This window comes from Aeromonas salmonicida subsp. salmonicida, assembly GCF_001643305.1.
GTDB classification, from domain to species: Bacteria; Pseudomonadota; Gammaproteobacteria; order Enterobacterales; family Aeromonadaceae; genus Aeromonas; species Aeromonas salmonicida.
In genome coordinates, this window is sequence record NZ_LSGW01000110.1 from 1 (window position 1) to 12,128 (window position 12,128).

Genomic DNA, 12,128 nt, shown 5'->3' on the forward strand with positions numbered 1-12,128 from the left:
GAACTGGGGGCGATTCAGGTCGCATCATGGATGCCGATTTCGCTCAGGAAAGCACCAATATGACCAAGAACCAGATGTTGATGCAGGCTGGCATGTCCGTTCTGTCCAACTCCAACCAGATGACCGGTATGGTAACTGGTCTGCTGCGTTAATGGATTGCATGGCCGCTCCCGTGGGGCGGCCTTTGTCTGATAAGGGTTTGTCGGTTGGAAAGAGTCGAAACGGTTTTTCCCAACAAGCATGCCAGTTGAGTGAAATGAAGAGGGATTAAGATGCAAATAGATCCGGCCAGCACAGCAATGCAACTGGTAGCTATCGAACGCAAGAACATGGATGCACTGCTGAAGAAGCAGATGGATGGCATCAAAGGTCAGCAGAGTGCGCTCAGCACGCTCAATACCAAGCTGTCGACTTTCCAGACCATGCTCAAAGATCTCAATAAGGCATCCAATTTACAGGCGCAGAAGGCGACCATGTCCCAGGACGGGGTCATGACGGTGACGAGTAACGGCAAGGCCAGCTCGGGGCAGTACAATTTCTTTGTGGAGCAGCTTGCCCAGTCCCATCAGATCGGTCTCAGCCTGGATAGTGAAACGGCCCCCCTACCTGCAGATGGTGTCTTCTCGCTCACCGTCAAGGGGAAGACCATCGACATCGATCTGGCCACATTGCCGGCAGGCTCAACCGTCAAGGATCTGGTCTCCCACATCAACGATGCCAAGGACAATCCCGGCGTCAAGGCGACCCTGGTCCGAACCGACGGCAAAGTCAACATGGTGCTTACCAGCAAGGATAGCGGGTTGGAGAATGCCATCGTGGTCAATTACCGCGGGGATGCGAGCAATTCACTGGGAGCAGCGATAAGCGGCAAGACAGACATCACCAAAGCTCAAGATGCCAAGTTGCGGATGGGGGGGGACAATCCGTTGACCATCACCTCTGCCAGCAACAAGATTGAAAATGTGGTTGATGGTCTGACGCTGCAGCTGACCAAGGCTCAGAAGAACGGTGATGCTCCCTTGCTGGTAAACATAGAGCAGGACAAGGAGGCCGTGACCGGCTCGCTCAAGAAGTTTGTCGACAGCTACAACGAACTGATCGATGAGCTGGCCAAGATGACCTCCAGCGATCCCAAGGCTCCTGGTGCGCTTTCTTCCGACAGCGGGGTACGCAGCCTCAAGAGCGTACTTTCTAACAGTGTGCGTGACCTGCCCAATGGCCTGAGTCTCAGCAGTCTCGGGATCAAGACCGACAAGGCAGGCAAGCTCTCTTTCAGTGAAACGGATTTCAACAAGGCGTTGGAGAAGGACCCCGAGTTACTTGGCAAGGCGCTGATGGGGGATGATGGTCTGCTCAAACGGATGAGTGACTCACTGGATCCTTATACCAAACGCGATGGTGCTTTGAAGGGGCGCAAGAGCGGATTGGAGGCCAGTGAAAAGCGTGTAAATGAGCGAATGGAAGCACTGGATCGTCGTATGGATTCCGCGTATAAGCGCTATCTCAACCAGTTCACCACCATGAACCAGATGCTGCAGACAATGGGCTCACTCTAAGCCAGAGTCAGCCCCACCATCCGCTGCGTCTTATCCCGAACAAGCGAGTTGTACATGTTTGAACACCAAGATGGTTACGATGCCTATCAGTTTGCTGCTACTCAGGCCAAGGCAGCCAGTGCCGATCCACATCAGCTGGTGCTGATGCTGATTGATGGTCTGCTTGATGAGATGGCCAGGGCGGAAGGCCATATTCTTGCCAAGCAATTTGAGCGTAAAGGGCAGACTATCAACAAATGCCTGCAAATCCTGGGGGGACTTGATAGCGCTCTGGACATGGAGAAGGGCGGGGAGCTTGCAGCCAACCTGCATCGCCTTTACGACTACTGTGGTCAGCGTTTGTTTGAGATCAGTGTATCCAACGATGTCGCCGGGTTTGCCGAGGTTCGTTGTATTCTGCTGGAATTGAAGGAAGGTTGGGAAGCGATGGCGCAGCATCCTCGCTAATGCGGAAGTTATCCTTCCCCTGTTTCAACTCGATACCACAGCCATTATCTGAAATTCCTCAATTCCATATCTGGCCTGCTCCTTGCTAGTCGGTAAGGTCATCTTAATTAGGGGCCATTATCATGTCGATGACCGGGTCTAAGCCGCTCAGCACAGAACTAGAGACTCGCCAGCGTCAGCTGTTGGGGCTGGGTCGCCTGATATTGCAACAGGCGCGTGCTGGTCAATGGGACGCTGTGCGTCTGACCGATAGCCGGCTGGCTCAATTCATTCAACACATGCTCAAGCAACCGGACTTGTGGTCATCATTAGAACCAGCCCGGGCACAGGTACGCAACTGGCAACAGGAGGCCCTGTTGTTATGTCAGCAAGAAACGGCACTGCGTGAGCAGGAATGGCACGATCTGTCTCGGAAACGCGAGGGCTTACAGGCTTATGGTGAGGTACAAGAATGGGCATGATCCAGTTTGCCGGTGTCGACAGCGTAGCTAACCTCGAATCGACCGGGTTCAACCGCCTTGCCCGTCAGCCTGATGAGCAGGGCGAAATGTACCAACCCCTGGATCTCCTGTTTACAGAAGAACTCACTACGCTGCCAGCAGAGGTTGCTGACGACGCTGATGTTGGCACTGATGTGGTTGATACGGTACCAGAAGATGCGACTGAACAATTGGAATCCTTCACCAACATGCCACCCATGTTCATCCTGAATGATGAAGCCGCGAGTCTATCATCTGCACGACTTGCTCAGCCTGATGTGGAGATGAATAGCGGGAAGGAGGGAGGAGCCGTTCAAGATCGTGCCCCCTCCATATCGGTGGCATTGCGTTCGTTGTCGGTCTATGGGCGGTCGGAGACGGAACGGCCACATATTGTTGAACAGACCACGTTGGGCAAGGATAAACCTGCGTTCTCCGTGACCGATTTTTCACGAATGATGGTGGGGCAGCAAGCAGCCCAGACTGGCGACTTGCCATTACGCGACAAGCTGATAGCAAGTTTGCAACCCTTGCTGGGTGGCAAGGTTCCATTCGAGCTTGATTCTGGTGTGCCTGAGCTCAAGGGGGGGATGGGAAACCTCTTGTCATCGCCTCTTTCCAGGCCGTCAGAGTATCAATGGGCCCCCGCCAAGTTGGCCGATAATCCTGCGCATTGGGGCCAGCAACTGGTCGACGTATTGAAGGACAAGGTTGAGCTCCAGGTCAATCAACAGATCAAGCAAGCACATATCCGTCTTGACCCGCCTGAGCTGGGGCGGCTTGAACTGACAGTTCGGGTCGATGGGGACCGTCTCAACGTTCAACTCAATGTAACCAATCCCGCTGTGCGAGATGCGTTGATCCAGTCAATGGAGCGACTGCGAATGAGTTTGGCCCCCCATCATGTTGGTGGTGTCGAGGTCAATGTTGGTCAGGGAGGTGAGCAGGGGCAGCAGGAAAAATGGCAGCAACAGCAAATTATGGCCGGCAGGCGGCAGTGGCAAGAGGATATCGAGCCAACTGACAGCACTATGCGGGATTGGTTGAATACCCTGGTCTGATTTTTATTATCCGGCAATAGCAAGAGTGATTTCATATATGCGGCGTGTCATGAAGTGGTTGATGGTGGTCGTGATGGCCCTGTGTCTATTAGCCGTGCTGGCCTATGGCATTTATCTGAAGCGTGATTTGGTCGCCGTGTGGCTGGGGCTGGCCGAACCCAAGCCAGAGTTGAGTGCGACTCCATTGTTCAAACCGATGGAGCGCTTTGTCATCAGTTTGGAAGGGGGCGCAGAGTCCCATTATCTCGTGCTGGAATTGGCTCTGGTTACTCATAATCCGGCACAACTTAATACCCTCAATGAGCTGACTCCGCTCATCCGCAATGCGATGGTGCAGTATTTCAGTCATCGCACACACGATGATGTGAAAAAAGAGTTGCAGAACATCACGGCATTGCAAAGCTCTCTGCTCGGCAAACTGGTTACGACACTACAGGGCTATGGGTACAAAACCTATCTGGATGAAGTGTTGATCACCAAGGTATTGGTGCAATAACAACGACATGATGGATGCCGATTGGGATACACCGCCTGAGTTTACCCATTCGCCCCCTCGCACGGGTGAGCAGGGCAATATTGACTCGTTATTTGCCGTTAGTGAAACGGGCTGCCAGCCACCTGCGCAGCCAGGTTTCTGCCTGCTTCGATCAGGAGGATATGGAGCAGGTTGGCATGATGGGGTTGCTGGAGGCCTGGCGTCGTTATGATAGTGAACCGGACCCCCAATTTGAAAGCTACGCCTTCAAGCGTATCCGTGGAGCCATGCTTGATGAGCTTCGGCGTCTGGATTGGCGGCCCCGTCAACTACGCCAGCAGGTGCACAGCCACAATCAAGCCCAGCGAGAACTGTATAACCGTTTGGGACGAGCTCCGACTGAGCAGGAACTGGCTGTATCTCTGAATTGTACCGTGGAGGAAGTGCGACAACTGGCATATGCCAGTCAAGCCGAAGCGTTACAGAGTCTGGAAGAGTGGCTGGAGAATGGAGGCAAGGCGCCGGCCACTGAGTCTGATGATGTCGATATGGCCATGACCATCAGCAAGGTTCTCACCTCATTGGACAAGCGGGAGCAACTGCTGCTCTCACTCTATTACCAGCAAGAGTTGAATATGAAAGAGATCGCGCTGGTGTTGGGCCTGACTGAATCACGTGTCTGCCAATTGCACAAACAGTGCGTCCTTCAGCTCAAGCAGCGTTTGGTCGACTCCATATATTAATGCTTCACCACTTGTGGTGGAGCTCCTTGAATTCTGCGGGAGCGTTCATGCAAAAACAGATAGGTCTTGGCGTCATTTTCATTTGTGTACTGGGTGGTTTCATGATGGCAGGCGGCAAACCGATCGCCTTGTGGCAGCCAGCCGAGCTGATCATCATCATAGGTGCTGCGGTCGGCTCCATGTTTCTTGGTAACTCGAAAGAGGTGATGCATGAGATGTGGCGCCAGATGAAGCAGTGCTTCAAATCCAACAAGGATGAAAAAGAGATCTACCGCGAGCTGCTGACCCTGATGCACCAATTGCTGGAGGAGACTCGCAATAAGGGCATGAAGGCACTCGATGAGCACATCGAAAACCCGCAACAAAGCTCAGTATTTTTGATGTACCCCCAGATATCGGAAGATCCTCAACTGCTCGGTTTCATCATTGATAACTTGCGTTTACTGGGAATGGGCAAGATTACGCCCCATGAGCTGGATACCATGCTGGAACAGGAGATCATGGCCATCGAAGAGGACATGCTCAAACCGGCACATGCCCTGCACAAGACCGGTGAGGCTTGCCCGGGTTTCGGTATTCTGGCTGCGGTGATGGGGATCATCATTACCATGCAGCAGTTGGATGGCCCCTTGAGCAATATCGGTGTGCATGTAGCTGCCGCGTTAGTGGGAACCTTCATTGGCATCTTCCTTTGTTACTGCTTGCTGGAGCCCATCAGCAATGCCATGGAAGAGATGGTCAAGCGTCGGATCGGACTGCTGATGTGTATCAAATCTATTTTGATTGCCCAGCTTCGTGGCAAAACCCCGCTTATCTCGGTCGACTCGGGTCGCAAGATGCTGGAGCCTGACGTTAAACCCAGCTTCCTTGAATTGGAAGAATGGGTGACGAACAGGGCCATGTAATGCGTAACCACGAACAGATCATCATCAAACGCCAGCAACGGCGCAGCAGTGCCCCTAAAGGTGGTGGAGCCTGGAAAGTGGCTTTTGCCGACTTCACTTTGGCGATGATGGCATTTTTTATGGTGTTATGGATCCTGGCGGTTTCCAGCCAGGAGGAGCGTGAAGCGGTGGCCAGTCGTTTACGTGACTACAGCATCATGGACAGTGAAGCGAACCCGTTCGATATCAGCAATAGTCCCTACCCGGTGGATCTGGGAGGAAACCCATCCGTACTAGAAGAGCTCAGTCCCAAGTTTGTAGAAGAAGGGCAGCGGATGCCGAAGCATATGGAGCGAAATCGCAGCATCTTTTCTGACGGAGTCAGCGGAGGTTACGAGAACCTGCTGGTGGGGAAAATTGAAGGTGAGGCGCAGATGAAGCAACTGGCCGGGTTCATTGGCTCGTTGGCGGATCAGATGCAAGCCAAAAACAACCTTGAGCTGCAATTGGTACCACAAGGTTTGAGGATTCTCATTCGTGATGATGATGAGCGCGAGATGTACAGTCGTGGGAGCGCACGGATCAGCCCCTTTTTCCGGCATATGCTGATGGCGTTGGCGCCCATATTTCAGCGAGTTGAGAACCGCGTCATGATCTCGGGCCACACCGATAGTACCCCTTTTGCGGGTGACAACTATAGCAACTGGGAGCTTTCGTCCGATCGCGCCATGATGGCAAGGCGGGTCTTGCTTGCCGGAGGCATGCCCCCCGAGCGGGTGGGGCAGGTTGTGGCCATGTCAGATACCATGCTTGAAAATACAGCTGATCCACGAGGCAGCGAAAACCGCCGCATCGAACTGTTGGTAATGACAAGTCAGGCGGAAAAAAATCTGGAACAGTTATTCAGCGCGCAAACTCAAGCCGCGGTGAAACAAGCCAAGGACGACACTTCTCATGGAAAACCTTGAAATGGATCTGTCTGGATCAGATGCGCTGAGCGATCCTCGGCGTAAGGTCCCCCGCTGGTATTTACATGATGGCAGTACTCCGCTGGAGTCACAAAGCTGCGGTATTGCTGCACGTCTTATGGTGTCTGGTCTTCTGTTCGATAAGAGCATCGGTAGGGCCGTGATCAAGGATATAGGGCCAGGGGGCGTTGGTTTTCTGGCTCCTGCGCGTTTTATCTTGCCCGAAATTGTCAGTCTGTCGCTCTCCCCGCGTATTGTACTTGATTGCCAGATAACTCATCGGCGCTCAATTGGCCAATATCTGAGCTTTTATGGTGCCCGTTGGTCAGATCCAGAATCAGTAGACTTGTCGCCAGTGCTTAGCCATTGGCGACATTGCTTCATGGTGTCAGGAGGGGTCGCTTCGTCTCCAGTCCCAGTGGATCCGGCAGCGACTCCAGTCTAATCGCCCCACGGCTCATATCCAGCCCCCTTGCTGCCTTCAGCAGCAAGGGATCATGCAAGCTTTCCAACGAAATAGCTTTTTGAAGGAGAGTTGACCCATTATTTGTGGGTGGGAGAGTAACCTTTCCACGGCTATAGACTATGGGACAGTTGGTTACTCCGGGGGGGCTGGGTAGCTGCCAGGCTGGATTCCAGCGGCTTACCTCATTCATGGCCACGCCTTTTGCCATTGCCCAATCGAGTAATGAACACCCATTCGGGTGGCGTATTACCTGCAAATTGTCCCCTTCCTGCCAAGATGGTAAAAAGAATTGGTATTGTTCTGCACGATCCAGCAGTTGAGATAGCGCGATGAACCGAGCTACATATAGCCGTGTTTCTGTTGGAAGCGATAGCTCCCACACATTGCGAGTTCCAGCATCGAGTATAGCTTTCAGTACTCGTCCCTCGCCCGCGTTATAAGCCGCCAGAGCCAGCAGCCAATCTTGACCAAAAAATTGATAGAGCCAACTGAGATAGGTTAGTGCCGCATCTGTTGCGAGTGGTAGCGAGTAGCGTCCATCGAAACCTGCAATCATGGGAATGGAGAAGCGAGCAGCGGTAGCAGGCATCAACTGCCAAGGCCCAGCAGCTCCTGCAGCAGATACCACATCCAGTCGATAACTGCTCTCAATTAAAGGAAGGAAAGCGAGCATGGTAGGTAGCTTGCGCTCACGAACCTGTTGCTCGACCCATCGGATCATAGGTTGTGACTGAGTAATCCGTTTTTGCAGATGGTCGCGTTGCCGCAGTAAAAACTGAGTCTGTTGAGTAACTAGTTCGACCCCTCTTCCTTGTATAGGGGTAGGAAAACCAGCCTGCCAATGATAGTTATGATAGGAATAACAATAGGGTGAAGTCAGTAACAGTGTGCCGACTAGCCAATAGAGTGCCCGAGTCATGATTTCAGGGTGATGCAAGGAGAGCTGAACAATAAAAACATGATATATCTCAACTGTTTTTAACAGTTTCTGTCGACTGTTCATGTGGTATCCAGGACGTGATAAGCATGATAACACGAGTAAAAAAGACCCCAAAATCGGGCAAGGCGATCCAGAAGTTTTTACTTTATTTGATTCTCGCCAATTTTGTGTTGATGGGACTCTATGTCATGCATGCTGGGGAGCTGACCTTTGGTGCGAATCTCCTGCTGACATTTTTGCTGATCATCTACAATCTGCTGCTTTGCCAGCTGGTTTGCTTGCGTGCGCGGCGAGCAGGCGATGACTACATTATTTACCCTGTGGTAGGCGTCAGCATCATTTTGTGCGCTGTGGTACTGTATCGCTTCATCATTTCTCCCTGATTATGGTGGTTTATACACCATGCCATAATTAATCGATTTTATTTCTGAACAAATAACCTGTGGAAAATCAACTCATTTAATCCTTAGTGACCAAACGCTGCGTCAATATGTTCCCCATGCCCGATATCCTCGCTTGAAAAGCCCTCAGCACGTCCTTAAACTTCGAGGTGGGGAAAAGTGGATCAAAGTGGTTTTTATCGGGCGATTTGCCCCCTTAACTCATTTTCAGGGACTGCAATTTGTTGCGTGGTGCACATGCCATCAGCCTGGACAGTAAAGGGCGACTGGCGATTCCGACCAAGTACCGTGATTGGCTGCGCGACGAAAGCGACGGCCAGCTGGTCTGCACCATAGATATTGCCCATCCTTGTCTGCTGCTTTACCCCCTGAACGAATGGGAAGAGATCGAGCGCAAGCTCAAGATGCTCTCCAGCATGAATCCCGTAGAACGCCGCTTGCAGCCGTTGTTGCTCGGCCATGCGACCGAATGCGAGCTGGACGGCAATGGCCGTCTGCTGCTGAGCCAGCCACTGCGCAGCCACGCAGGGCTGGACAAGAAGATCATGTTGGTGGGCCAGCTCAACAAGTTTGAGCTGTGGGATGAAGCCCGCTGGCATCAACAGGTCAATGATGACATTCAGGGTCTGCCTGAGGATGACTGGGCAAGCTCGCCACGACTACAGGATTTTTCTTTATAAATGACCCAAGCCGCTGAACATATCACAGTGCTGTTGCACGAAGCCGTTGAAGGGCTGGCCATCAAGCCGGACGGCATCTACGTGGATGGTACTTTTGGCCGGGGTGGTCACTCTCGTCTCATTCTCCAGCACCTTGGCCCCAATGGCCGGCTGATCGCCATCGATCGGGATCCCCAGGCCATTGCCGAGGCGGCCAAGATCCAGGATCCCCGTTTTGAAATCGTGCATGGTCCCTTCTCCGGTATCGTCTCCTATCTGGATGAGCGCGGTTTGCTGGGCAAAGTGGATGGCTTCCTGCTGGATCTCGGTGTCTCTTCACCCCAGCTGGATGATGCCGAACGTGGTTTCAGTTTCATGAAAGACGGCCCGCTCGACATGCGCATGGATCCCACCTCCGGCCAGAGTGCCGCGCAGTGGCTGGCCCGTGCCGATGTGGATGATATCGCCTGGGTCTTGAAGACCTTCGGTGAGGAGCGCTTTGCCAAGAAGATAGCCCGCGCCATCGTCCACGATCGGGTCACCGAGCCCTACGTACGGACCCGCCAGCTGGCTGAGATGATTGCCCGGGTCAATCCGAGCAAGGAGAAGGGCAAACACGCCGCCACACGCAGCTTCCAGGCGATCCGTATCTATATCAACAGCGAACTGGACGAGATAGAGACAGCGCTGAACGGTGCACTACAGGCATTGGCACCAGAAGGGCGCCTCTCCGTCATCAGCTTCCACTCGCTGGAAGACCGGCTGGTGAAACACTTCATCCGCAAGCACGAGAAAGGCCCCGAAGTGCCGCGTGGTATCCCCTTGACCGAAGCTCAACTGGCCGGTGGTCGCAAATTGAAGTCGGTCGGCAAGGCGCTCAAGCCTTCCGAGCATGAAGTCACCGAAAACAGCCGATCCCGCAGCTCTGTGCTGCGGGTCGCCCAGCGTCTGGCGGAGTAAGCCATGAGCGAGGTGCGTGTTCATCTGGCCAAAGAGATCCTCGCTGATCTCTGGCGGCACAAGTTGCCGGTTGTACTGGCCTTTGCCGTGCTGATCACCGCCTTTGGCGTGATCCTGGTGACCAACATGACTCGCGGTCTGACAGCCAAGCAGAACGATCTGATGGCCGAGGAGGATCGACTCAACATCGAATGGCGCCACCTGCTGCTGGAACAGGGCACCCTGGCTGAGCATTCCCGAGTGGCGAGTCTGGCCATGGACAAGTTGCAGATGGCTCGCCCGCTGGTGACCACCGAGAAGGTAATTACACAACCATGAAACGCAAGGCATCTGCCAAGACTCCACCCAAAGCCAAAGCGCCGTCACTCTATCCGTGGCGCTTTCGCACGCTGGTGTTCTTTATCGGCATTGCGTTTGCCGGCCTGATCCTGCGGCTGGCCTGGATCCAGGTAATTGACCCGGATCGACTGCGCCAGGAAGGGGATATGCGTTCCCTGCGAACCACCTCCACCCAGGCTGTGCGTGGCATGATCACGGATCGCAACGGCGAACAGTTGGCGGTGTCAGTACCGGTAGAAGCGGTCTGGGCCGACCCCAAAACCGTGCACGAATCTGGCGCCATCCATAATGAGCGCGCCTGGCTCGCGCTCTCTGCCGTGCTCAAGCTCGACATCAATACCCTCAAACACCGCATCTCCAACCCGAGCAAGCGCTTCGTCTATCTGCAGCGGCAGGTGACACCGGCGGTGGCGGAATACATCAAGGGCCTCAAGCTGGGCGGCATTTATCTGCGTCCCGAGGCGCGTCGCTTCTATCCGACCGGCGAGATCAGCGCCCATCTGGTGGGGGTAACCAACATAGATGGCAGTGGCATCGAGGGGATTGAGCGCAGCTACAACGAGTGGTTGACGGCGACGCCGGGCGAGATGCGGGTGCGCAAAGACCGCCAGGGCAGGGTCATAGAGCGACTCGGGCTGGTCAAAGAGGGCAAGAACGCCAACGATCTGCAGCTGAGCATCGATCAGCGGGTACAGGCGCTCGCCTATCGTGCCCTCAAGCATGCCACCGACGAGAACAAGGCGACGTCTGGCTCCATGGTGATGCTGGATATCAAGACCGGCGAGGTGCTCGCCATGGTCAACACCCCCTCCTACAACCCGAACAACCGCGGTCAGTACCAGAGTTTCCGGGTGCGCAATCGGGTAGTGACAGATACCTATGAGCCGGGTTCGACCATCAAGCCCCTGATTCTGTTGAGCGCCCTGCAGGCGGGGGTCACCAGCTGGAAGGACATTATCCCGGGTGGGCCCCTGTTTATCGGGGCCAAGCAGATCCGCGACGTGAGTATCCACAAAGCGACCAACTTGTATGACATATTGCGCTACTCCTCCAACATCGGCATGTCGCGCATCGCGCTGCGGATGCCAGCACAGGAGATGATCAATACCCTCAGCATGGTCGGCTTCGGCATGGATACCGGCAGCGGTCTGATGGGCGAAAGCAGCGGCATGCTGCCCCAGCGCCGCCGCTGGTCCGATATCGAGCGGGCAACCCTCTCGTTTGGCTATGGCCTGCGGGTCACCCCGCTGCAACTGGCTTCTGCCTATGCCACCTTGGCCAACAAGGGCAAGCGGGTGCCGCTTTCCATCGTCAAGGTAACCACGCCGCCCAAGGGTGAGCAGGTCATCGACCACAACAATGCCACCGCCATGCTGCAGGCGCTGGAGTATGTGGTCAGCAATGCCATCCCGAAAGCACAGATCCCAGGCTATCGGGTTGGTGGCAAGAGTGGTACCGCCAAAGTCGCTGTCGCCGGCGGTTACGGCAAGGACTACATGGCCTGGTTTGCCGGTTTCGCCCCGGCCAGCAATCCCCGTTTCGTCATGGTGGTGGTGATCAACGAGCCAAAGGGCAGCGCTTACTATGGCGGTGCCGTGGCGACGCCACCGTTTGCCGAGGCCATGGGTGGGGTGCTGCAACTTTTCAATATTCGTCCCGATGCGATACCGCCTTCGGTACCGCCCAAGCTTGCCCGTACGGAGGCCACCCATGCTGCGCCACGTACTTGATCTGCTGCATTCCTTGTTTG

14 protein-coding genes and 1 pseudogene are annotated in these 12,128 nt (G+C 54.4%); 14 read left to right on the top strand and 1 reads right to left on the bottom strand.

Going from position 1 to position 12,128, the window contains the following annotated elements; genetic code table 11:
- The 9 genes and pseudogenes from AXW79_RS22570 to lafU form a co-directional block, all read left to right on the top strand.
- A partial coding sequence (locus AXW79_RS22570) for a flagellin (protein ID WP_269199278.1) occupies positions 1-152 on the top strand: 152 nt, incomplete at its 5' end.
- Positions 153-272: 120 nt separating this feature from the next.
- Positions 273-1,556 carry a lateral flagellar capping protein LafB gene (gene lafB, locus AXW79_RS20095; protein ID WP_005314227.1) on the top strand — a complete coding sequence of 428 codons (1,284 nt, stop codon included), beginning with the start codon at positions 273-275 and terminating at the stop codon, positions 1,554-1,556.
- A gap of 54 nt (positions 1,557-1,610) precedes the next feature.
- Entirely contained in the window at positions 1,611-2,003 is a 393-nt protein-coding gene (gene lafC / locus AXW79_RS20100) for a lateral flagellar export chaperone LafC (protein ID WP_005314225.1), read from the top strand.
- A gap of 122 nt (positions 2,004-2,125) precedes the next feature.
- Entirely contained in the window at positions 2,126-2,464 is a 339-nt protein-coding gene (locus AXW79_RS20105; protein WP_005314224.1) for a hypothetical protein, read from the top strand.
- Positions 2,455-3,543: a lateral flagellar hook-length control protein LafE gene (gene lafE / locus AXW79_RS20110; protein ID WP_005314222.1), complete on the top strand. Its 1,089-nt coding sequence runs from the start codon at positions 2,455-2,457 to the stop codon at positions 3,541-3,543. Before AXW79_RS20105 ends, lafE begins: the two co-directional genes overlap by 10 nt.
- Positions 3,544-3,580: 37 nt before the next feature.
- Positions 3,581-4,039 carry a lateral flagellar basal body-associated protein LafF gene (gene lafF, locus AXW79_RS20115; RefSeq protein ID WP_005314220.1) on the top strand — a complete coding sequence of 153 codons (459 nt, stop codon included), beginning with the start codon at positions 3,581-3,583 and terminating at the stop codon, positions 4,037-4,039.
- Between the two features lie 7 nt (positions 4,040-4,046).
- Positions 4,047-4,761 (top strand): annotated as a pseudogene (lafS, locus tag AXW79_RS20120) (lateral flagellar system RNA polymerase sigma factor LafS).
- 47 nt (positions 4,762-4,808) lie between these two features.
- Positions 4,809-5,666: a lateral flagellar motor stator protein LafT gene (gene lafT, locus AXW79_RS20125; protein WP_005314215.1), complete on the top strand. Its 858-nt coding sequence runs from the start codon at positions 4,809-4,811 to the stop codon at positions 5,664-5,666.
- Positions 5,666-6,613, top strand: a complete 948-nt coding sequence (gene lafU / locus AXW79_RS20130; protein ID WP_005314213.1) for a lateral flagellar motor protein LafU — start codon at positions 5,666-5,668, stop codon at positions 6,611-6,613. Before lafT ends, lafU begins: the two co-directional genes overlap by 1 nt.
- 380 nt (positions 6,614-6,993) lie before the next feature.
- On the opposite strand, the gene AXW79_RS20140 is transcribed toward lafU, so the two are convergent.
- The gene (locus AXW79_RS20140) at positions 6,994-7,848 is read right to left on the bottom strand and encodes a lytic transglycosylase domain-containing protein (protein ID WP_043144643.1); all 855 of its coding nucleotides are present in this window, start codon (positions 7,846-7,848) and stop codon (positions 6,994-6,996) included.
- Between the two features lie 257 nt (positions 7,849-8,105).
- Here AXW79_RS20140 and AXW79_RS20145 point away from each other — a divergent pair, with 257 nt between their 5' ends.
- The 5 genes from AXW79_RS20145 to AXW79_RS20165 all read left to right on the top strand — a co-directional run bounded on the left by AXW79_RS20145 (position 8,106) and on the right by AXW79_RS20165 (position 12,108).
- Positions 8,106-8,402: a hypothetical protein gene (locus AXW79_RS20145; protein ID WP_011898289.1), complete on the top strand. Its 297-nt coding sequence runs from the start codon at positions 8,106-8,108 to the stop codon at positions 8,400-8,402.
- 239 nt (positions 8,403-8,641) lie between these two features.
- Positions 8,642-9,100 carry a division/cell wall cluster transcriptional repressor MraZ gene (mraZ, locus tag AXW79_RS20150; protein ID WP_005314207.1) on the top strand — a complete coding sequence of 153 codons (459 nt, stop codon included), beginning with the start codon at positions 8,642-8,644 and terminating at the stop codon, positions 9,098-9,100.
- Complete coding sequence (rsmH, locus tag AXW79_RS20155; protein WP_005314206.1) at positions 9,101-10,039, top strand: 16S rRNA (cytosine(1402)-N(4))-methyltransferase RsmH; 939 nt, start codon at positions 9,101-9,103, stop codon at positions 10,037-10,039.
- Positions 10,040-10,042: 3 nt separating this feature from the next.
- Positions 10,043-10,357: a cell division protein FtsL gene (ftsL, locus tag AXW79_RS20160; protein ID WP_005314205.1), complete on the top strand. Its 315-nt coding sequence runs from the start codon at positions 10,043-10,045 to the stop codon at positions 10,355-10,357.
- On the top strand, positions 10,354-12,108 hold the full coding sequence (locus AXW79_RS20165) for a peptidoglycan glycosyltransferase FtsI (protein WP_005314203.1): 1,755 nt from the start codon (positions 10,354-10,356) through the stop codon (positions 12,106-12,108). Before ftsL ends, AXW79_RS20165 begins: the two co-directional genes overlap by 4 nt.
- Positions 12,109-12,128: the final 20 nt, after the last annotated feature.